Raw genomic sequence first — 21,156 nt, 5'->3', positions numbered from 1 at the left:
CAAGCTCGCGCCAGATGGGCGAGGTAGGGTAGTGGCACTTACAGCTTATTTACATCAATAATATGCGGCAAAAGCCGCCCAAAAGGGGCCAGAAAAAAAGTTGCGCCGGCCGGCTTCGGGGGTGAAGCGGGCCGGCGCAGGGATTTGTGCCAGTTAGTATTAGGTTATCTGTAATTCATCATCATGATCTATATAGTTGTGTTTACTGATGAAAGTATAAAGCTCTTTTGCTAAATCTTGTGCGCTTTCAGTCATATCATCCCAGGAAACATGATTTGAAGCATATTTAGCAAAGCTGTTTTTGTGTAATGTGCTTAGAGTACCGCTTTCAGCAGTAAACCCTTTAGGTAACTTTTCTATCGGAAGCTTGCTCTTTAGATAATTTCCCATATAAATATCTTTATATTCTGATTCATTAAAGGAAATTCGGTTCATGTCTTCAGGGCGTATTTTTTTAATTGCTTTTGGGATAATATCTGATAGAGATTTTGGTGATAAAAGATTTTCTACTTCTCGGACAGGTATTCTATAATAGGAGAAATTTTTGCTGATTTGCTTTTTAAGATTTTCATGCTTTTTTTCTTTTCCTGAGTCAGAATCGGAAATTAAAATAATTCTATTTGCTATTGATAAAGCATTAATAGTCTTAATTAGTTTTTCATTTTCTAACATATCGTCATCTTCCGTTTCTTGGAATATATAATGTGATAAATTAGATCCGGCATATTCTAAAAACGAATAATGTAAATCTTCATGTATGATTGGCTTTTTATATTTTTTTATATAATTATTAAGATAAATACGAAAATATATTCTGTCAGTTGGTCCTTCAACCCATATAGAACAATTTGAAATGAATACAGAGGAGTTGTGTACTTCTAGTTTGTTTAATATCGTTAGATCTTTTGATTTAACAGCTCTTATATCACATACACTTTTGTTATCTATTTTTATTTTTTCAAAAGTGAATATGTTTATGTCTTGTTTTTCTTCTAGACTTACAGATAAAAGGTGATTTGAATGTGTGGTGAAAAATATAGTCAAATTTTTACTTATAATGGTTGGGTCGTTAATAATTGTTTCTAAAAAAATTCTTTGTAATCCTGGGTGTAGATGTGTTTCTGGCTCTTCTATAAAGATCCATGAATTAGGCTTTGCTGTAAATATAGGATAGAGCATTATCAATAATGATTGCACTCCGTCTCCTAAATATTGTATCGGGCGTTCTTCATCTTCTATTTCTACGGCAATATTTTCTCTCTCTATTCCTTCTGCTGGTGGTGCAATTAATTCAACATGTTTTCCATTAAAAAAATTGATAGAAATAAAATTAACAAATGCTTTAAAAGGTCTTCTCGCGTGTTGTAATGAATTATTTGCGTCTTTTATTAAAGAGAATAAATTTAGTCCAGTTTCAATCTGTAGGTTAGTGTCATTCAATGGAAGTGAGTAGTCTTGCGCTATTGTAAATTTGAATATTGATGAAATTGTATCGTTTAATACGCTTTTGTCAATATCGGAACTTACCAGATTGGAGGTGTGAAGTGTTCGTGCTGATCTTAATATAGGAATGTAGATCTTGTTTAATATATCGTTATTTATTTTTATATCAGCAATTTCTGATGAAACAGAAGATATTTCTTGTAATAAATTTATTATCTCTTCGGAATCATCAAATATTTCATAAGACAATGTTTTTGATAATCCTTCAAATGGAAATATGCCCCATTTTTCAACTTTGTCTTTGTTTAAAATATATATATTATAAGCTATTATCAATATGTCAGATTGGAGTGTAATTCCGGCTTTAAGGCCCGCGCCTCTCATTGTATAAAATGAACTAGTAATATGTTTTATACTATTAATAACTGATTCTCTGCTTATTGGATAATCTTGTGGCTCTCTATTGCGTAGTAATAGTCTTTTGTGACTTTCGTTAATAATAATTTGATCAGTTATTTCTACTCTTGCTGTTGTTTGAAAATTTAGAAATACTTCGTTTGGTAAAATATCCTCAGCTTTCCTTGCGAGGTCAGATAATTGTTTAAGTTTGTTGATAATGCTATTTTCATTTGTTGTAATTATTGAATTGTTTTTTATAATGGCGCGCATGAATCTACTCTTGCCAGAATTATTCGCTCCTATTAGTATATTTACTTTGTTGATAGGCGTAAAGTAGACCATATTCATATAGCTTTCAAATCTAAATCCTTCAAAAGCGTCTTCTGATTCATTATCGAAATAATAAACATTATTTTCTTTTTTGAAAAAGGCTACCATAGTTAGTTGGGTTAATGTTAAAACCCTGCATATTAATGAATATTTTTAGGTAATCAACGATAAGCAGCTCATGGTAACTTATGTTACTTAATGGGATAGATTCTTAAATGACATGCTGAAATTCAATAAAATGTCACCCCTGCGAATGGACATAATCCCTACACCCCCACCTTCTCCTCACTCCCCAGCTCACTCAGAATCCGCTTGGCCGCCTGCACGCTTTTCACTTCCTCGAAGGAGATAATCAGCTGCTCTTTGCGCTCTTTCATGCTGGCCGAGCGGGGGTGGGTTTGCACGTAGCTGAGCACGTTGCCGAAGACGTCGCCCTGGAAGAAGGCCTCGTTGTTGGTGGCCGGGATAAAGCCTTTCATGAGGTTTTTCTTCAGCGTGAGCTTCTCAAAGCCCACCTGACAGGCCTGCCAGCGCAGGCGCACAATGTCGGCCAGCTGTTCCACTTCCTGGGGTAGCGGCCCAAAGCGGTCCACAATGCCAGCCACCAGCTTGCGCAGCTCCTCGGGGCCTTTCACGCGGTCCAGCTTGCTATACAGCTGCAGGCGCTCCGAGACGTTGCTCACGTAGTGGTCGGGAATCAGGATTTGCAGGTCGGTTTCAATGTTGCACTCCTTGGGTCCTTTGGTGGCGGCGGCTTCCTGCAGGCGCTGGGTAGGGTCGCCGAGGAACAGGTCGCGGAACTCGGTTTCCTTCAGCTCCTGCACCGCCTCGTCCAGAATCTGGTGGTAGGTCTCAAAGCCCAGGTCATTAATAAAGCCCGACTGCTCGCCGCCCAGCAGGTTGCCCGCACCCCGGATATCCAGGTCGCGCATGGCTACTTTGAAGCCGTCGCCAAGGTCGGAGAATTCTTCCAGGGTGCTCAGGCGCTTGCGGGCATCGGCGGGCAGGCCCGCCACCGGGGGCGTGAGCAGGTAGCAGTAGGCCTTCTTGTTGGAACGGCCCACGCGGCCTCGCATCTGGTGCAAATCACTCAGCCCAAAGAGATGGGCGCGGTTGATGATGATGGTATTGGCGTTGGGAATATCCAGGCCCGACTCAATCAGGTTGGTGCTCACCAGCACGTCGTACTCGCCGTCCACAAACTTCATCATGCGCTTTTCCAGCAGGTCGCCCTCCATCTGCCCGTGGATGTAGGTCACGCGGGCATCGGGCACCAGGCGCAAAATCATGTTGGCCAGCTCCTCAATGTCCTTCACGCGGTTGTGCACGAAAAACACCTGCCCGCCGCGCTTCAGCTCCCGCGCCACGGCGTCGCGAATCAGCAGCTCATCAAACACGTGCAATTCCGTTTGCACCGGCTGGCGGTTGGGCGGCGGCGTGGCAATTACGCTGAGGTCGCGGGCGCCCATGAGGGAGAAGTGCAGGGTGCGCGGAATGGGCGTGGCCGAGAGGGTGAGCGTGTCCACGTTCACCTTCAGCTCCTTGAGCTTGTCCTTGGTTTTCACCCCGAACTTCTGCTCTTCATCAATGATGAGCAGGCCCAGGTCTTTGAACTTGATGTCCTTGTTGGTGAGGCGGTGTGTGCCGATGAGGATGTCGGTTTTGCCCTCGGCCACGCGGCCCAGCGTTTCCTTAATCTGCTTGGTGCTTTTGAAGCGGTTCACGTACTCCACCGTGACGGGCAGGGCCGCCAGCCGCTCCCGGAAGGTTTTGTAGTGCTGCATGGCCAGAATGGTGGTGGGCACCAGCACGGCCACCTGCTTGCCATCGGCCACGGATTTGAAGGCGGCCCGAATGGCTACCTCGGTTTTGCCGAAGCCCACGTCGCCGCACACGAGGCGGTCCATGGGGTGGGGCTGCTCCATGTCGCGCTTCACGTCCTCGGTGGCCTTGCCCTGGTCGGGCGTGTCCTCGTAAATGAAGCTCGATTCCAGCTCGGCCTGCATAAAGGAGTCGTGGGCGAAGGCGTGGCCCGGCGCGGTTTTGCGCTTGGCGTACAGCCGAATCAGCTCGGCGGCAATGTCCTTCACCTTTTTCTTGACGGACTTCTTCTTGTTTTCCCACTCCGGCGAGCCCAGCTTGCTCATAGTGGGCGGCGTGCCCTCGGCCCCGGAGTACTTGGCAATTTTGTGCAGGGCATGAATGCTCACGGTCAGCACGTCGTCGTCGCGGTACACGAGGCGGATGGCCTCCTGCAGCCGGTCGTTGATTTCTACCTGCGTGAGGCCGGCAAAGCGGGCAATGCCGTAGTCCTGGTGCACCACGTAGTCGCCGGGCACCAGGGTGCGCAGCTCTTTTAGCGTAAGGGCCTTTTTCTTGGAGAACTTGCGCCCTTCCTGCGCCCGGTAGAAACGCTCGAACAGCTGGTGGTCGGTGTACACCACCAGCTTCAGCATGTCATCAATAAAGCCTTCGCGCAGGCCCAGCAGCAGGTGCTGAAACTGCACGTTGTTGTCCAGCTCATCAAAGATGGTGCGCAGCCGGTCCGCCTGCCGCACGGATTCCGCCCCAATAATATTGACGTAGCCCTTCTCCTGGTTCTCGTGCAGGTTTTTCACCAGCCGGTTGAAGTCCTTGTTGAACGAAGGCTGCGGCTTGGCCGTGAAGGTGAAATCCTCGCCGCCCTTGAAGTGGAAGCGCTTGCCGAACTCCACGATGGGGAAGTTCTCCAGCAGCTTTTTGAATGATTTGCCCGTCTCGAACAAATCCTCCGGCTTGCTCACAATCTGCACGCCGCCGGCAGATTCCAGCATCTCCTTAAAGCCCAGCTCGGCCCGCTCAAAGGATTCCTCCACCACGTCCAGGGTCTGGCGCACATCCTTAGCCCAGATGGCGGTGTTCTTTGGAATGAAGTCCAGAAAAGCCTCCCGCGTTTCCTGCAGCAGCTTGGTCTGCACGTTGGGAATAATGCTCACCTGCTGGCGCTTCTCCACCGACAGCTGGCTCTCGGGGTCAAACGTGCGGATGGTTTCTACCTCGTCGCCAAACAATTCAATACGGTAGGGCAATTCGTTGGCGTACGAGAAGATATCCACGATACCGCCGCGCACCGCAAACTGCCCCGCCTCATACACAAAGTCGGAACGCTCAAAGTCATACTCCGCCAGCATGTCGCTGATGAAGTTCACGTCCAGCTTGTCGCCCACCTTCACAATAAAAGTGTTGGCAACTAAGCTCTTCTTGTTGATAACCTTCTCAAACAGTGCCTCCGGGTACGTCACAATCAGCGCGCCGGCCGTGTCCTTCACGCTGATTTTCCTGCTCCGGGCTGTGGCGTCGCCTTCCGGCAAAGCATCGTCGGCATCTTCGGCGGCCTGCTCGGCGGTGGTTTTGGGGCCGCGGTGGGAGTTGAGCTTGTTCAGCACCTCGGCCCGCATCAGCACGTTGGCGTTTTCCGTCTCATCGAAGGCGTAGGGGCGCTTGTAGGAGCTGGGGAAAAGCAAAGGCTCCTCGTCGGGCACCAGGTGCTGCAGGTCGGCCAGGAAGTAGGCCGCCTCTTCCCGGTCGTGCAGAATAAACAGATGGTGCTGATCGGGAAAGTCCTGGTGCAGGGCGGCGGCCAGCACGGCATCCTGGCTGCCCACCAGGCCGCGCAGATGCAGGCGCACGGGCGCGGCCGGGGCGTTGGCTTCAGCGCGCAGGCTGTTGCGCGTGGCTGGGTTCAGGCGGGCCCCAATGGTCAGCACGGTGGGGTCCAGGGTATAGAGCTTGAGGAAATCGGAGACCTGCAAAACGGATATCGGCTAGGAGGCAAAACAACGGGAGAAGCCCGGCCGAATGAGAATCCGGTCGGGCTGGGGGCGGTAGCAATACCGCCGCCAAGGTCCGAAAGTTTCCCGGATGTGCTATAAAGCCTTTTATTGTTGAGCTGGGTGAAGTATCAATAGTGAAAAGTATATATCTTAGTCCTCTGCTCTCCCCACCCATCCCACCGTTGCATTATGGACCCCACCCGCAACCCCGCCCCGGACCCCGAGTTTGATATTGACGCCTGGGAGCGTTGGCAACAGGCTAAACATGCCTGGCTGGCCATTTACCGGCGGCGCTGCCTGGCTGCCGTACAGGCCGCACGGCCCTATACCCGGGAGGCGCCGGTGCGCGGCACGGCCTGCGCATTACCTGCTTCGGCCCCTCGTTCCTAGCGGTTAGCCGCGTACCTTCGTTCTTTCGTTCAAAGGTATTTTTCTGCGTGCGCGGCTCTTCTCACCTGGCCATTGGCCTTATTACCGGCGTAGCCGTGGCCGGCCTGGTACCGGGTATTCCCTTTTCGCCGGCCGGCATAGCCCTGGCGGGCTTTTCGGCCCTGGCTCCTGATCTGGACCATCCCAGCTCCCGCCTGAGCAAGCGCCTAGGCTTTGCCCAGAATTACGTGCGTTGGGCGTTTGTGCTGGTGGGCATTGGCATAGCCGCCTACACGCACTATATGCTGCTGGGCGCCGACCGGCGCATGGGCTTTACTACCGCGCTGGCTTTTGGTATGGTGGGCGCGGCCATGCAGGGCGGCTCGGCGCGTAAGCTGGCACTTATGTTTACGGGCCTGTGCACCGTAGTGGCGGGGCTGTATACTGGTATGCTCTGGCTGAGCATGCTGGGCACTTTTGTAGCCGTGGCGCCCTTCACCAGCCACCGCACCTGGACGCACACCATCTGGGCCACCGCCCTCTGGACGTATATCGGGCACCTGGCCAACCAAACGCTGGGGTGGCACGGCGTGGCGCTGTTTGCCGGCGGGGGCTACCTTTCCCACCTGCTGGCCGATACGCTGACCAAGTCCGGCGTGAAGTATTTTATGCCCCTTTCCGATTTCGCTATTAAATTGCCGCTCATACGGACGGGTTCGGCCATGGGCAACGTGCTGGAAATAGTGGTTTGCGGCGTATATGGTGCAGTAGTGTTGTTGCTGATAGTGAGCAGAATGAAATTCTAATTCACTTGGTGTTGTTACCTGAATAAACCCGGATTTCGCAGGTAATCGGCCTGCTTGTTTTGCATTTAAAAGGCTTGGTTAGCTTTTATAGTCAGCCTTGGTAAGCTCGACAGTAAAGTTGCACTTTGCTGTATGTAGTTGGAATATCTGCTTTGATAAACGACGTTTTTCACCGCAAATTGGCGCCTTCGGAAGTATTCATAAATGTGATTATTTATGGAATGATTTTGTGGTATATACCCTTTGAATCAAACAGTTAGCATATTAAATTTATATTATGTATTTTATGCATACTTCGTACCTTTGACACGGCCTTTCCTCCTTGAAGGCCCACCCTGACCTGTTACGTGTCCTGACACACCCCCCTGCACATTTCCAAAACGAGTAGAATTTTATGAATCAGATGAATAGCCCGCTGATCCGGATCGGTGTCTTCTATGACGGCAATTATTTCCTTAAGATCAGTGATTACTACTACTTTCAGCATGAGCGCAAGGCACGAATTAGCTTGGAAGGCCTGCACGAGTTTATCCGTCATCAGGTAGCCGAAGACGAGGACACCGATGTGCGCCTGTGCCAGATTACCGACGCTCACTTCTTCCGCGGCCGCTTAAGCGCCACGGAGGCCCGCGAAAAAGACCGTCTGTTCCACGACCGTCTGCTCGACGATATCCTGATGAACCTGGGCATCACCACCCACTACATGCCCCTGAAAACCCGCGACGGCCGTTTGCAGGAAAAGGGCATTGACGTGTGGCTGAGCCTGGAAGCATTGGAAATGGCCCTGCACAAGAGCTTCGACGTAATTGTGCTGATTGCCGGCGACAGCGACTACCTGCCCCTGGTGAAGAAGCTCAACACCGTGGGCACCCGCGTGATGCTGCTCAACTGGGACTTCAAATACACCGATTATAAAGGCGAAAACCGCGTAACCCGTGCCTCCCAGCAGCTCCTCGACCATGCTACCTACCCCGTAGCCATGCACGAGGTAATTGATGAGCGCCTGAGCAAGAACGACCCGCTGATTGAGGACCTGTTCGTGAACCAGCCGGAGCCCGCGGCTTATACCGCTGCTCCCAAGCCGCTGCGCCCCGCCGGCCCTACGGCCGCCGGCCCGGTAGGCTCCATTGGCGTAAGCACCATCAAAAACCTGAAAAACGGGTTTGGCTTTGTGGTAATGCCCCCCAACAACCTGTTCTTCAGCTACGCTGATATGGCCGAAGGCGACTTCAACGACCTGCAGGAAGGCGACTGGGTAGAATTCACCGTAGGCCGCAACCACCGCGACGAGGACTGCGCCCGCAACGTGCGCAAAGTGCAGCCCCCCATCATGAATGAAAACGAAGACGACGATTCTCCCCAGGAGGAGGAAGAGCACGAGTCGGCTTCTTCGCGCTACTAAGTAGCCAGGGCCGGTTAGCCGGCACTGCTATAAACCGCCGGGCGGTTCCTTTTACGGGAACGGTCCGGCGGTTTGCGTTTTATTCCTGCTCGTCGTCGGCGGAGGGGAACAGCAGCTTGCGGAAGTCGCGCTTGTCGGCGGGGTAGCGGTTGAAGGTGCCCATGCCCTTGGCTACCACTAGCTCGCGGGTGGCGCAGTAAATGTCGCCGGTAGCTACCAGCAGGGTTTTGCCGGCGTGGTCTACTTTGGCGGTGGCCACCAGCGTATCATGCAGGCGCACCGGGTGCAGGTAGTTCATCTTGAACTCCACCGTAGATACCAGCTCACCCGCGGTGAAGGCCTCCGACAGGGCCGCTGCTCCCAGCACCGAGTCCATGAGGCCGGCCAGCACCCCGCCGTGGCAGGTGCCGGGGGAGCTAAGGTGCTCGGCGCGCACTGTCATGGTGTACTTCACTTCCCCGGGCGAGGCTACGTGCAGCACCATGCCGTTTATGCGGCCGTATTGGTTCATTTGGTTGTAAATAGCCACCAGAGTGGCTACATCAGGTAATTGGTCCATTGCGCAGGGCAGGCTGTGATTTCAGGGAAAAGTTAGGCTTCTTTACGTAAAACCCTGCTTGCTATGACGGCCCGGCCCCTGACTTTTGCGGAGTTCTACCCACGCTACCTGCGCGAGCACCAGCAGCGCGGTACCCGCATCCTGCATTTTATAGGTACTTCCCTATTCCTGCTTTGCCTGGTGCTGACCGTGGTGCTGGGGCGTCCCATATTAATTGGGTATGGCATCATAGCAGCCTATGCTTTTGCCTGGGTAGGTCACTTTTTTGTGGAGCACAACAAGCCCGCCACCTTCCAGCACCCGTGGTTTTCCCTGCGCGGCGACTTCCGCCTGTACTGGGACCTGCTGCGCGGGCGGGAACGGTTCTAAAGCGGCTTGCGCATGAGAAAGTGCGGAATGCTGCCGAACAGCGTGTGTGAAGGCGCCACCACCGCATACCCCAGCCGCAAATAAAATGGTACGGCCTGCTCCCGGGCGTGCAGCACACACTCCCGCAGGCCGCGGCGCCGGGCTTCGGCCTCCAGGTACTCCAGCACGGCCCGCCCCACACCTTGACCCCGTGCATCGGGGTGCACGGCCATAAAGCGCACCTGCGCCTGCCCGGGGGCGGCCTTGTGCAGGCGGCCTACGCCCAGGGCGGTGCCATCCGGGGTAGTTACCAGAGCATGAAAGGTGTCGGGCAGGGCGTCATCCTCGGCTCGCTCTGAGCCGGGTGGCTGCTGCCAGGGCTGGCGCAGCACTGCATAGCGCAGCTGGTAATAAGCGGCCCAGTCGGTGGGCGAGGAGGGAGGATGAACGGCAGGCAGCATAACCACGGAACAGACAGATTTCGTACAGGCAGGGCGGGGGCCGGAAACGCCGAATTTTGCGCCCGGGTAAAGGTAGCATTCCGGCAAACTCCTACCTTTGGCACCCTCGCTACCGGTGCTCCGGGCAGTGTTTTCTCCCACCTTATGCCTTCTGCGCTATGGCTTCCTTCGATATCGTGAGCAAAGTAGATCCGCAAACCCTCGAAAACGCGGTGAATACTGCCAAAAAAGAACTCCAGACCCGCTACGACCTGCGCGACACCAAAGGCGGCATGGAGCTCGATAAAAAAAACAATACCATTCAGCTCAGCTCTGAAAACTCCATGCGCATCAAAGCCCTGGAAGACATCCTGCTCACGCGCATCGTGAAGCAGGGTATTGATGGCACGGCCCTGGATTTTACGGCCGAGGAGCTGCCCAGCGGGGCCCTGGTGAAGAAAACCATAAAGGTGCGGGCCGGGGTAGATAAGGATGCCGGCCGCAAAATCATCAAAGCCATCAAAGACGCCAAGCTGAAAGTGGAGGCCCAGATGCAGGACGACCAGGTGCGCGTATCGGCCAAGAAGATTGACGACCTGCAGGCCGTAATTGCCCTGCTGCGCCGCACTGATATCGGCCAGCCCCTGCAGTTTGTAAACATGAAGAGCTAAGCCTGGTAATTATGAATGCTGAGTTATAAATGATGAATGGGTGAACGGCGCCCAACGACACTATGGGGCCATTCATACTTCTGCATTCATAATTAAAAATTGAAAAAGAATGAATTTCGACTTCTCCGTCTTCTCCAGTGCCAATACCTGGGTGAGCCTGCTCACGCTCACGTTCATGGAAATCGTTCTGGGTATTGATAACATCATCTTCATTTCCATCATCGTCAACCGCTTGCCGCGGGAGCAGCATGCGCGCGGGCGCAGCATTGGCCTGTTTCTGGCGCTGCTGTTCCGCATTGGGCTGCTGCTGAGTATCTCCTGGATTGTGGGCCTGAAACACCCCTTGTTTACCCTGCCTTTGCCGTGGATGGAAGGCGGCTGGGGCGTATCCGGCCGCGACCTTATTCTGCTGGGCGGGGGCTTATTCCTGATTGGGAAAAGCACCACCGAGATTCATACCAAGCTGCAGGGCGAGGAAGAGGAGGCCCAAACCGGCAAAGCCGCCGCTACCATGGGCAGCGTCATCATTCAAATCATCCTGATTGATATTGTCTTCTCCTTCGACTCCATTCTGACGGCGGTAGGCCTGGTGGATAACGTGCTGATTATGATTATGGCCGTTATTCTATCCATGGCCGTTATGATGATTTTCTCGGGCGTGGTAGCCGATTTCGTGAACCGCAACCCCACCATCAAAATGCTGGCCCTGTCCTTCCTGATTATGATTGGGGTGATGCTGGTGATGGAAAGCTTCCACAAGGAAATTGAGAAAGGCTACATCTACTTCGCCATGTTCTTCTCGCTGTTAGTGGAGGTGCTGAATATGCGCCTGCGCAAGAAAACGGAGCCTGTGCACCTGCGCGACTCGCAGTACGACTAAGCTGCCCGGCGTGGCTGCCGCTAAAACTGCCCAACAGAAAGGCCGCTTCTTTAGGGGAGCGGCCTTTCTGTTGGGCAATAATTCACTGATGAAGGGCAGGCAGCTGATCCAGCAGGCGGTGGGTGGCCATTTCAATCAGCCGCCGGTTTAGCTCAGGGCGGTGCTGCCGGTAGAATGCGGTTTCTGCCGCCGTAAACAGGCCGGCTATCAGCCCCACCAAAGTATAGCGCAGCTTCACGTTGCGGGCCAGCAAATCGGTTAGTAGGCGCTGCTGCTCAGTGGAGCTGCGCTGCGCGAGGGGTATGTGATGGTCGTGCACATAGTCGGTGAGGGTGAGTAGCAAGGGCATGTTCTGCAGCTTGAGCAGGGGGCGCAGCGTGTGGTGCAGGAAGTCGGCCACGGTCTGGGGCGTTTCATAGGCCGGCACCCCTTCAATAAGGGGGCGCATAGCCAGCAGGGCGGTATCCCGGGCAGTAGAGGAATTGGTAACAGGCATAAGGGTAGGTTGCAGAAAAGAGAAGCTTTTGAAAAACAAAAAAGCGGCCCTGTTGGGGGCCGCTTTTTCTCCTTCTGGCAATTTTCTTTTAGTGCTGTACCACCACTTTGCGGGTAAGTGCCCCGTTAGGCGTAGAAATGCGCACCATATATACCCCATCGGCCAGGTTGCCCAACGACAATTGGCTACCACGCTGTGCCTGCGCCGCGGTAAAGGTAGAACGCAGCACCTCCGTGCCCAGCACCGAGTATACGGCTACCTGCACGGGAGCACTACCCAGCCCAAACGTGCGGAGCGTTAGCTGGTCCTGCGCCGGGTTGGGGTACAGCTCCACGGAAGAAGCGGCCAGCTCCCGGGTGGTTGCCAGCACGGTGGGCATAGCATAGCCGGCCTTGTTATCCTTCAGGTTATCACTGCTGCCCTGCACAGCATCACTGCCCATGCCGCGGCGGGCAAACACCCGCCAGATCAGGGCCTGGTTGACGCCTTTGTTGTTGGCTTTATCAGCGGCCAGAATGGCGTCGCGGCCATCAAGGAAGCCGGGGCTGCATTTCTGCAGCTTCAGGCCGTCCATCACCAGCTGCATGGTTTTGTTGTTGCCGCCGGTGCCCCGGTACAGGTCGGTGCTGTAGCCGTATTGCTTAATCATCTCCCAGTTCAAATCCCAGAGTACGCTGGCCCATACTTCGCCAATGGAGTGCTCCTCATCAAAGGGCGGGGTGCCGATGATGGCATAGGAAAAGTCGTTCACGGCCATATCGGTGCTGTAGAACTTGTTCCGGATACCCACGCCGCTGGTGGCCTGCCCCATTACGTAGGAGCCAATACTGCGGGGCGTGGTGCCCGTGTCGCCGGGTTTGGTCGTCAGCCACAGGGCAAAAAAGTCGCTCCAGCCTTCACCCATCTGCTCCTTGTTATTCAGGCACTCCACCGAGGCCGGTCCGCCCGTGAGGCGGATGGAAATACCATGGGTGTACTCGTGCGCTACTACGGCATTATCAAAGGCCCCATCCCGCCCCACTGGGGTTTCCATGCTGATAGTAACGGTTTCGCCGGCCTTCAGGCGCTCCTTGATAAGGTTGCCGTCGCCGAGGCGCATAAATACACTGGGAATGCTGAGCTTGTAGTCGCCACTCATGGTGATGAGCGTATCGGGCTGGTTATTAACCACTACTGCAGCTATAGCGCCGGCATTCTGGGCGGCTTGCACTTTATCTGAAAACGTGCAGGTGCCCCGGTCAATGAGGGCAATGTTGCCTTTCAGGGCCGCCGCGTTTTTCAGGGGAGCGGTACAGCCCAGTGTGGGGGCGGCACTGCCATCATCTACCAATACCAGCTTGCCCGTAATGGGCGCGCCGGCAGATAAGCTCGGCCCGATAGCACCTTCCACCACGGGGTACTGCCCGGCAATAGAAGATGGGCCAGTTACCTTAAAGGTGGTAGTGCCCGGCCACAAAAACATGTGCATGGCGGAGCTTTTGCCGTCTACTGCGGCCGAGAAGTAAGCATTGTAAACGCCATCTGGGTCCTGAGCCAGGGCGCGCACTGCGTCGCTGCCTTTGCCCAGACCGGTGTAGTTCTTCGTTTGAAAGTTGCCGGCAGCTTCCGTAAATCCATACTGAAAGGAAATGTCGTGCATGATGTTGTTCAGGTAGAACAGCTGCGTTAGCGCGGCATTCTTGTTGGTTACGGCCGACTTCTGGGCGTCGTAAGCAAAATCGAAGTTGAGACTGGTGCCGCCATCGGCAAAGTAGGAGGCAACGGTCGTGCTGGGGATGTACGTGGAGGCATTGTTGCCGCGGGTGGTGGTGTACTCCGGTCCGGCCACCCCATTGTTATCATGCCAGCCATAGGGCGAGGCTTTGGCATCGGCGGGGTTGCGCGCCAGGCTCCGGGGCCCAAAGCCCGGGGCTTCCACTGGCACCGCAAACACATTATAGGTGGCATCGGTGCCGGAGGGGCGGGCCGCTGCCCGGCTGGCGGGCAGGAAAGGAATAGTAACTGGTACGGCAGTGGGCGGGGCCAGCTTCTCCTGCGGATTCCGGTCCCGGCGCTTTAGTACTTTCCCGGTAGTGGCATCTACCTGCAGGCTCCACTGGTGGGTGGTTTTGGGTGGGTGCATCACCAGCTGCCATACCAGCTTCACGCTGCCATCGGGCTGCACGGCATAGGCCAGCTGGGTAGGAATTTCTTCCGTGGAAAGGGCCGCATCATACAGCGTGAGGCGGGTAGAGCGGCTTTGCGCCGGGGAAGCGGGCTGCGGGGTGGGCGTGAGGTGCAGCACCTGCGCCGCCGCCGCCATGGCCGCCGGGGCAGCTACCGTGGCCGTAGGAGCGGGCGCTTTGCTGGCCAGGTCTGTCACAAACTTTCCCGTTTGCGTGAGCACTTCTCCCTGGCCGTCAAAGTGCAGGCTCATTTCAGTGCCTAGCACTTCCAGGCCCAAATGCTGCTGGCGCAGATACACGTGCGAAACCCCGTTGTGGGCATCGGTATAGGTATCCGTTATGGCCGGAGCAGCTACGTCAGCCTCCGTGAGGCCCAGCTGCGCGCGGTGGCTGCTCAGGTATTGGCGGGCATAATCGGCGGAGAAGGATTGGGCAGGGGCCAGGCGGGGGAGAGCAAGCCACAGCCCCACCACCAGCCACCTACCCAGCAGGGTAGAAGTTGTACGCACAGAAAAACAGGTTTAGTAAAAGAGTCTGGAAAGATAACAAACTGAAAGGAAAGCGTTTTGATAGCCGCGGCTGGTGGAATTATTTTGACCCCTGCAGGAGTTTCCGATTTGCCGGCTAATAGCACGGCACCCGGATACCCAAAAATTCTTTTTGACGCCTCACTTTTTATGCGGACTCAGGAAATGGTAGTATTTTTCCTGAACGCAACTATTCTAAAGCTGCTTGTGTCCCGAACAGGAAGCAGGCAGGGGCGGTTCCAGGGCAGTATTATTGCACTATATAAGGTAGCAGTCGGTTGCGAAAAATTCCTTTCTTCTCCATGAAAAGACACTTACTTCTACTGCTGGGCCTGTGGGCTTCGGGTCAGACGGTATCGGCCCAATCCAATAAACTACAGCGGGCGCCGGGGCGGAGTACTATATGTTTTGCCACCACGCAAACCGGCGTTACGCGCGTAGCGCCCCCGGAGCGGTTTCTGCAGGTACGGGCCGGCAAAGCCCGCCCCGCCGGAGCGGCATCCATCACCGTAACTTACCACGACTTTACGCCCCAGGCCCAGAAGGCTTTTCAACATGCCGTGGATATCTGGGAGGCGCTGCTGGAGAGTCCGGTAGAGATTCATATTGATGCTACCTGGAAAGAGCTGGCGGCCGGTACGCTGGGCTCGGCGGGGTCTACATCTTACTACCGAAACTTTAGCGGCACGCCCCGCACCAACGCCTGGTTTCCGGTAGCGCTGGCCGAGAAAATTCATGGCCAGGACCTGAATGCTGCCTCCGAGCCGGATATTGCCGCCAGCTTCAACAGCAAATTTGACTGGTATTATGGGCTGGACGGCAAAACGCCGGAAGGCCAGTACGACCTGGTAACCGTGGTGCTGCATGAGCTGGGCCACGGCCTGGGCTTTGTGGATACCATGGACAAGGACGACCAGAAGAAAGGCAGCTACGGCTTTAGCGGTCTGCCCTCGGTGTACGATTCGTTCATCGAAAACACCAGTGGCCAGCGCCTGACCAACGAAACTGCCTTTAGCAATCCTTCTACGCAGCTGGGTACCCAGCTTACCAGTGCCGGCCTGCACTTTAACAGCCCCCTGGCCGTAGAGGCCAACAAAACGGTGCGCCCCCGGCTGTATGCGCCGGCCACGTTCAGCGGCGGTTCCAGTGTTTCGCACTTAGACGAGGCTACCTATAAGGCGGGCACTGCCAACTCTCTGATGTCGCCGCAAATTGCGGACGGGGAGTCCAACCACCAGCCCGGGCCGCTGGTGCTGGCCATGTTCAACGACATGGGCTGGTTTAACACCGCCATTCGGCACACCCCGCTGCCCGATGCCGAGACCCTGCAGAGCTACCCCGTAACGGCGGTAGTTGTATCAGATGGTGCCGTAACCCCAGGCTCCGTACAGCTGGTGTACGCGGCCAATGGCGGGCCCGATGCCACCATTACACTGCAGCCCACCGGCCGCGCCAACGAGTATGCTGGCAGTATTCCCAAGCCGGCGGCCGCGGCTAAAATCAGCTACTTCCTAAAAGCTTCCGATAACGAAACCAAGCGTACCTACACCGCCCCCGGCGCGGGCACGCCCGGCAAGCCGGAGCAGCCGCGCTACGAGTTTGTCATCGGCCCCGATGCCGAAGCGCCGGTAGTGGGGCACCAGCCCCCGGCTTTCCTGTTTACCTCTCAGCTGCCTTACCTGCTGGTAGCGGAAGTAACCGACAATATTGGCGTGGCGCGGGTGTATGCTGAAGTGAAAGTAAACGGCCAGACCCGCCCCGAGGTAGAGCTAACCCGGCAGGCCAACGGTCTGTATCAGGGTACCCTCTCGGCCGCCAGTGGTGCTATTAATGCTGGTGATGTTATTACCTACCGCATTGTGGCCCAGGATGCCTCCCAGGCTCACAACCTGGCTTATAGCCCTGCCAGCGGATATCACACGGTACCGGTAGTCGACTTTAAGCCGGCGCAGGCTACCTACATCAATAATTTTAATAGCACGACCACCACTGACTTTGTGGGCAATGGCTTCTCCATTGGTAAGCCCACCGGCTTCAGCAATGGCGCCATGAATACGGAACATCCGTATGCCGATGGCACCGGGCCCAACCAGGAAAGCAACTTTATCTACCAGCTGCTGGTGCCCATTACGGTAGCCAATGAAGCCAGCGCCGCTACCGTCATCTTTGATGAGATAGTACTGGTAGAGCCCGGCGAAACCGCCGCCGCTTTCAATACCCCCGAGTTTTACGATTACGTGGTAGTGGAAGGCAGCTCCGACAACGGCCAGACCTGGACGCCCCTGGCCGATGGCTACGATGCCCGCGCCAATGCCACCTGGCTGGCCGAATGGAACAAAGGCACCAGCGGTAACAACTCCACTGGCACCGGTATGCCCGCCCTATATAAAGAGCGCAAACTCAACCTGCTCGATAAATTCTCGGCCGGTGAGGTAGTGAAGCTGCGCTTCCGGCTGTTTACCGATGCCGGTGCCCACGGCTGGGGCTGGGCCGTCGATAACCTCTACATTCAGACCCCACGCCCCCTGCCCATAACGGCCGCCGATGGCCTGAGCGTATTCCCCAACCCCAGCACCGGCCAGTTCACCGTGGTTACGCAGCTGGATAAGTCCGTGACCAGCGCCCCGCTGGTGGTGTATAATCAGCTGGGCAAAGCCGTGCTGCATACCACGGTTACCGCCGTGCAGGGCCGGGTAGAAGAGCCCGTTAGTCTGCATAACCTGGCGGCGGGCATCTACTACGTCACCATCGGTACCGATAGCAACCGGCAAACGCAGCGCCTGATGATTCAGCAGTAGTACTGTTGGCTCTTGCCTGATCAAAAAGGCCCTTCGCTCAACAGCGAAGGGCCTTTTGCTTTTTTGGTCAACGGCTGGTTACCGGGCCGGGGCCTGAAAACCCATCTTGGTGAGAAAATCCCAGAGCACCACCCCGGCCGCCACCGAAACGTTGAGCGAGTGTTTGGTGCCGAACTGCGGAATTTCCACGGCGGCGTCGCACTGGGCCAGCACCTCATCATCCACCCCAAATACCTCGTTACCCATCACCAACGCATAAGGCCGGCCGGGCTCCAGCTCAAAAGCAGGCAACAGCTGGCTGCCGGTGGTTTGCTCCACGGCCACCACCACGTAGCCCGCGGCCTGCAGCTGCCGCACCACATCCAGCGTACTCGCGGCATATTCCCACACCACCGACTCGGTGCTGCCCAGCGCCGTTTTGGTGATTTCGCGCTGCGGTGGGCGGCCCGTAATGCCGCAGAGCCACATTTTCTCAATGGCAAACGCATCGGCCGTGCGGAAGGCGGCGCCCACGTTATGCAGGCTGCGCACGTTATCAAGGACTAAAGTGAGGGGGAATTTTTGCGTATTTTTGAAGTCTGCCACCGTCAGCCGGTTCAGCTCTTCCATGGAAAGTTTGCGCATAGCGCAAAGGTAGGAAGGCCCGGCCGGCTGTTCGCTGTTTGTCAGCCTTTGACAACTAACTGACCGTCATGTCGAGCGCAGCCGAGACATCTCGCGTGCTGAGGTTGCAATGGTAACCAAACGGCGCGAGCTAGATGTCTCAACTACGCTCGACATGACGGCCTGATGACTGGCATTTTTACCTCTTCCTCTGTAGTTCCGCTTCCGTGAAATCCAAAGTAGCTGCTTCCGATAAAAAGCCCATCCGCACCCACGGCACGCTGGGCCCCGCGCCCGTGATTGATACGCCGCTGATGAAGCAGTACTATCAGCTGAAGCAGCAGCACCCCGGCGCGCTGCTGCTGTTCCGCGTCGGCGACTTCTATGAGACCTTCGGGGAAGATGCCGTAACGGCGGCGCGCATTCTGGAAATCACCCTCACTAAGCGCGGCGCGGGCACCTCCTCCGAAACCCCGCTGGCGGGTTTCCCCCATCACTCCCTCGATAACTACCTGCCCCGCCTGGTGCGCGCCGGGCAGCGCGTAGCCATTTGCGACCAGCTGGAAGACCCCAAGCAGGCCAAAGGCCTGGTGAAGCGCGGTATTACGGAGCTCGTCACGCCGGGCGTCTCGTTCAACGACAACGTGCTGGAGCGCAAGAGCAACAACTACCTCTGCGCCGTGCATTTTGGCAAGCAGGAGTGCGGCATCAGCTTTCTGGATATCAGCACCGGCGAGTTTCTGGTAGCCCAGGGCGACCATAACTACATCGGCAAGCTGCTGCAGAATTTCAGCCCCGCCGAGGTGCTCTTCTGCAAGAAAAGCCGCCACGATTTCGAGCACCACTACGGCCCCGATTTCTGCCACTATGCGCTGGATGAGTGGGTGTTTGGCTTCGATTACACCCACGATATTCTCACCCGCCACTTCAACACCACGTCCCTCAAAGGCTTTGGTATTGATGGCCTGCGCGAGGGCATCACGGCCGCCGGCTGCATCCTGCACTACCTCGCCGAAACCAAGCACGACGATGTGGCGCACATCAGCAGCATTGGGCGGCTGGAAGAGGATAAGTACGTGTGGCTGGACCGCTTCACCGTCCGCAACCTGGAGCTGGTCTACCCCCAGCACCCCGGCGGCGTGCCCCTCATTGATATTCTGGATCAGACCGTGACGCCCATGGGCGCGCGCCTGCTGCGCAAGTGGGTGGTGCTGCCCCTGAAAGAGCCCGTGCAGATTCAGCGCCGCCTCGATACCGTGGATGGTCTGCTGCAGAACAGTGAGCTGCTGGGCGAGCTGAATCAGCAGCTGCGCCAGATAAACGACCTGGAGCGCCTGATTTCCAAGGTAGCTGTGCGCCGCATCAACCCGCGCGAGCTGCTGCAGCTCGCCCGCGCCCTGGAAGCCATGGAGCCCATCCGGGCCCTGCTGGCTGGTTCCGGCCTGAAAGCCCTGCAAAAGCTGGCTGATCAGCTGAACCCCTGCGCCTCGTTGCGGGAGGAAATCAACACCAAAATCCGCCCCGATGCCGCGGTACTGACCAACCAGGGCAACGTGATTCTGGATGGCGTGCACCAGGAGCTGGACGAACTGCGCAGCATTGCGTTTTCGGGCAAGGACTACCTGCTGCAATTGCAGCAGCGCGAGCAGCGCAACACCGGCATCAGCTCCCTGAAAGTGGCCTATAACAAGGTGTTCGGCTACTATCTGGAAGTTACCAACGCCCACAAGGACAAGGTGCCCACCACCTGGATTCGGAAGCAGACCTTGGTTAACGCCGAGCGCTACATCACGGAAGAGCTCAAAACCTACGAGGAGAAAATCCTGCACGCCGAGGACCGCCTGTTTGTGATTGAGCAGCAGCTCTACAATGAGCTGGTACTCACGGCCGGAGAGTTTGTGCCTCAGATTCAGCAGAACGCACGCGCCATTGGCGTGCTCGATTGCCTGGCTTCCTTTGCTACCACCGCCCGCCAGCACCGCTACGTGAAACCGGAAGTGAATGAGTCCACCGTGCTGGATATCCGCCAGGGGCGCCACCCGGTTATTGAACGCCAGCTGCCCCCCGGCGAGGCTTACATTCCCAACGACATCTGCCTGGATCAGGAAGACCAGCAGATTGTGGTGATTACCGGCCCCAACATGGCCGGTAAATCGGCCCTGCTGCGCCAGACAGCCCTGATTGTGCTGCTGGCCCAGATTGGCTCTTTCGTGCCCGCCGAGGCCGCTACCATCGGCGTTATCGACAAAATCTTCACCCGTGTGGGCGCTTCCGATAACCTGAGTAAGGGCGAAAGCACCTTCATGGTGGAGATGACGGAAACCGCCAGCATCCTCAATAACCTCTCCGACAGAAGCCTGGTGCTGATGGATGAAATCGGGCGCGGCACCAGTACCTATGACGGTATCAGCATTGCCTGGGCCATTGTGGAGCATCTGCACAACAACCCCAAAGCGCGGGCCAAAACCCTGTTCGCCACCCACTACCACGAACTCAACCAGCTGGCCGACGACTGCCCGCGGGTGCGCAACTACAACGTGGCCGTGAAGGAGGCCGATGGGCGCATTCTGTTCCTGCGCAAGCTGCAGGAGGGCGGCTCGGAGCACAGTTTTGGCATCCACGTGGCCCGCATGGCCGGCATGCCTACGGCCGTGGTGCTGCGCGCCAACGAAATTATGCACCACCTGGAGCAGGAGCGCACCAGCGCCGGCCTGGAAGAGGGCCCCACGGAGTTTGATGACGTGCTGGCCGGGCTGGATGATCGGCCAGCCAGCAATGGCAAAGCCAAGGCAAAGGCTGCCCGTGGTCCGGTAGCCCAGCCCGCCGCAGCCGTTGCTACCGCCCCGCGCCCCAGTTTGCAGCTCAGCATGTTTGAGCCCGCTGACCCGGCCCTGGAGCGCGTGCGGGAGCTATTGCAGCACCTGGACGTGAACACCCTGACACCCATTGAAGCCTTGTTGAAAATCAATGAGTTGAAGCTGGTTTTAGGCGGTAAGTAGTTTTTGAGCTGCGCTCCGTTCCTGAAAGAACGAGCCCCGACACCGATTTTGAGGAGCCATATTGCGGTTTGTGCTTGATCCAAATTCAGAAAGAAGAAGAAAAAAAGTG

The 21,156-nt window shown here is 55.7% G+C and carries 15 protein-coding genes; 8 read left to right on the top strand and 7 right to left on the bottom strand.

Annotated elements, in window-relative coordinates; genetic code table 11:
* Positions 1 to 159: 159 nt before the first annotated feature.
* Positions 160 to 2,280, bottom strand: a complete 2,121-nt coding sequence (locus PK28_RS19975; RefSeq protein ID WP_071885163.1) for an AAA family ATPase — start codon at positions 2,278 to 2,280, stop codon at positions 160 to 162.
* 158 nt (positions 2,281 to 2,438) lie between these two features.
* Positions 2,439 to 5,963, bottom strand: coding sequence for a transcription-repair coupling factor (gene mfd, locus PK28_RS16385; RefSeq protein WP_044515767.1), 3,525 nt, complete (start codon positions 5,961 to 5,963; stop codon positions 2,439 to 2,441).
* A 210-nt stretch (positions 5,964 to 6,173) separates the two neighbouring features.
* Between mfd and PK28_RS20785 the strand changes: the two genes are divergently transcribed.
* The 3 genes from PK28_RS20785 (at position 6,174) to PK28_RS16370 (ending at position 8,561) form a co-directional block, all read left to right on the top strand.
* The gene (locus tag PK28_RS20785; protein ID WP_044515765.1) at positions 6,174 to 6,374 is read left to right on the top strand and encodes a hypothetical protein; all 201 of its coding nucleotides are present in this window, start codon (positions 6,174 to 6,176) and stop codon (positions 6,372 to 6,374) included.
* Between the two features lie 47 nt (positions 6,375 to 6,421).
* Positions 6,422 to 7,159 (top strand): metal-dependent hydrolase, encoded by a 738-nt coding sequence (locus PK28_RS16375; protein WP_044515763.1) that lies wholly within the window; start codon positions 6,422 to 6,424, stop codon positions 7,157 to 7,159.
* Positions 7,160 to 7,562: 403 nt separating this feature from the next.
* The gene (locus PK28_RS16370; RefSeq protein WP_316931945.1) at positions 7,563 to 8,561 is read left to right on the top strand and encodes an NYN domain-containing protein; all 999 of its coding nucleotides are present in this window, start codon (positions 7,563 to 7,565) and stop codon (positions 8,559 to 8,561) included.
* A 79-nt stretch (positions 8,562 to 8,640) separates the two neighbouring features.
* Here the strand turns inward: PK28_RS16370 and PK28_RS16365 are convergent, their stop codons facing one another.
* The gene (locus PK28_RS16365; protein ID WP_048826181.1) at positions 8,641 to 9,120 is read right to left on the bottom strand and encodes a PaaI family thioesterase; all 480 of its coding nucleotides are present in this window, start codon (positions 9,118 to 9,120) and stop codon (positions 8,641 to 8,643) included.
* Positions 9,121 to 9,183: 63 nt separating this feature from the next.
* Here PK28_RS16365 and PK28_RS16360 point away from each other — a divergent pair, with 63 nt between their 5' ends.
* Positions 9,184 to 9,489: an Mpo1-like protein gene (locus PK28_RS16360; RefSeq protein WP_044515757.1), complete on the top strand. Its 306-nt coding sequence runs from the start codon at positions 9,184 to 9,186 to the stop codon at positions 9,487 to 9,489.
* On the opposite strand, the gene PK28_RS16355 is transcribed toward PK28_RS16360, so the two are convergent.
* The gene (locus tag PK28_RS16355) at positions 9,486 to 9,929 is read right to left on the bottom strand and encodes a GNAT family N-acetyltransferase (RefSeq protein WP_044515754.1); all 444 of its coding nucleotides are present in this window, start codon (positions 9,927 to 9,929) and stop codon (positions 9,486 to 9,488) included. The two genes, PK28_RS16360 and PK28_RS16355, sit on opposite strands and share 4 nt — an antisense overlap.
* A 158-nt stretch (positions 9,930 to 10,087) precedes the next feature.
* Between PK28_RS16355 and PK28_RS16350 the strand changes: the two genes are divergently transcribed.
* Together PK28_RS16350 and PK28_RS16345 are read left to right on the top strand one after the other, a co-directional pair.
* Positions 10,088 to 10,579 (top strand): YajQ family cyclic di-GMP-binding protein, encoded by a 492-nt coding sequence (locus PK28_RS16350; RefSeq protein WP_044515752.1) that lies wholly within the window; start codon positions 10,088 to 10,090, stop codon positions 10,577 to 10,579.
* A 109-nt stretch (positions 10,580 to 10,688) separates the two neighbouring features.
* Complete coding sequence (locus tag PK28_RS16345) at positions 10,689 to 11,459, top strand: TerC family protein (RefSeq protein WP_044515749.1); 771 nt, start codon at positions 10,689 to 10,691, stop codon at positions 11,457 to 11,459.
* Positions 11,460 to 11,541: 82 nt separating this feature from the next.
* On the opposite strand, the gene PK28_RS16340 is transcribed toward PK28_RS16345, so the two are convergent.
* Positions 11,542 to 11,955 (bottom strand): hypothetical protein, encoded by a 414-nt coding sequence (locus tag PK28_RS16340; RefSeq protein WP_156126440.1) that lies wholly within the window; start codon positions 11,953 to 11,955, stop codon positions 11,542 to 11,544.
* A gap of 88 nt (positions 11,956 to 12,043) precedes the next feature.
* Positions 12,044 to 14,629: a M36 family metallopeptidase gene (locus PK28_RS16335; protein ID WP_082017171.1), complete on the bottom strand. Its 2,586-nt coding sequence runs from the start codon at positions 14,627 to 14,629 to the stop codon at positions 12,044 to 12,046.
* Between the two features lie 320 nt (positions 14,630 to 14,949).
* Here PK28_RS16335 and PK28_RS16330 point away from each other — a divergent pair, with 320 nt between their 5' ends.
* Complete coding sequence (locus tag PK28_RS16330; RefSeq protein ID WP_044515746.1) at positions 14,950 to 17,445, top strand: T9SS type A sorting domain-containing protein; 2,496 nt, start codon at positions 14,950 to 14,952, stop codon at positions 17,443 to 17,445.
* Between the two features lie 78 nt (positions 17,446 to 17,523).
* Here the strand turns inward: PK28_RS16330 and PK28_RS16325 are convergent, their stop codons facing one another.
* Complete coding sequence (locus PK28_RS16325) at positions 17,524 to 18,069, bottom strand: RNA methyltransferase (RefSeq protein ID WP_044515743.1); 546 nt, start codon at positions 18,067 to 18,069, stop codon at positions 17,524 to 17,526.
* A gap of 293 nt (positions 18,070 to 18,362) precedes the next feature.
* Here PK28_RS16325 and mutS point away from each other — a divergent pair, with 293 nt between their 5' ends.
* Positions 18,363 to 21,047, top strand: a complete 2,685-nt coding sequence (gene mutS, locus PK28_RS16320; protein ID WP_044517421.1) for a DNA mismatch repair protein MutS — start codon at positions 18,363 to 18,365, stop codon at positions 21,045 to 21,047.
* Positions 21,048 to 21,156: the final 109 nt, after the last annotated feature.

The organism is Hymenobacter sp. DG25B (assembly GCF_000801315.1).
In the GTDB taxonomy this organism is placed as follows: domain Bacteria; phylum Bacteroidota; class Bacteroidia; order Cytophagales; family Hymenobacteraceae; genus Hymenobacter.
This window is presented reverse-complemented; position numbering and strand designations above follow the sequence as displayed.

Coding starts and splice junctions, on each gene's coding strand:
- mutS (WP_044517421.1), top strand. CDS start 18,363: ATGAAGCAGTACTATCAGCTGAAGCAGCAGCACCCCGGCGCGCTGCTG.
- PK28_RS16350 (WP_044515752.1), top strand. CDS start 10,088: ATGGCTTCCTTCGATATCGTGAGCAAAGTAGATCCGCAAACCCTCGAA.
- PK28_RS16325 (WP_044515743.1), bottom strand. CDS start 18,069: ATGCGCAAACTTTCCATGGAAGAGCTGAACCGGCTGACGGTGGCAGAC.
- PK28_RS16365 (WP_048826181.1), bottom strand. CDS start 9,120: ATGGACCAATTACCTGATGTAGCCACTCTGGTGGCTATTTACAACCAA.
- PK28_RS16330 (WP_044515746.1), top strand. CDS start 14,950: ATGAAAAGACACTTACTTCTACTGCTGGGCCTGTGGGCTTCGGGTCAG.
- PK28_RS20785 (WP_044515765.1), top strand. CDS start 6,174: ATGGACCCCACCCGCAACCCCGCCCCGGACCCCGAGTTTGATATTGAC.
- PK28_RS16340 (WP_156126440.1), bottom strand. CDS start 11,955: ATGCCTGTTACCAATTCCTCTACTGCCCGGGATACCGCCCTGCTGGCT.
- PK28_RS16370 (WP_316931945.1), top strand. CDS start 7,563: ATGAATAGCCCGCTGATCCGGATCGGTGTCTTCTATGACGGCAATTAT.
- PK28_RS19975 (WP_071885163.1), bottom strand. CDS start 2,280: ATGGTAGCCTTTTTCAAAAAAGAAAATAATGTTTATTATTTCGATAAT.
- PK28_RS16360 (WP_044515757.1), top strand. CDS start 9,184: ATGACGGCCCGGCCCCTGACTTTTGCGGAGTTCTACCCACGCTACCTG.
- PK28_RS16355 (WP_044515754.1), bottom strand. CDS start 9,929: ATGCTGCCTGCCGTTCATCCTCCCTCCTCGCCCACCGACTGGGCCGCT.
- PK28_RS16345 (WP_044515749.1), top strand. CDS start 10,689: ATGAATTTCGACTTCTCCGTCTTCTCCAGTGCCAATACCTGGGTGAGC.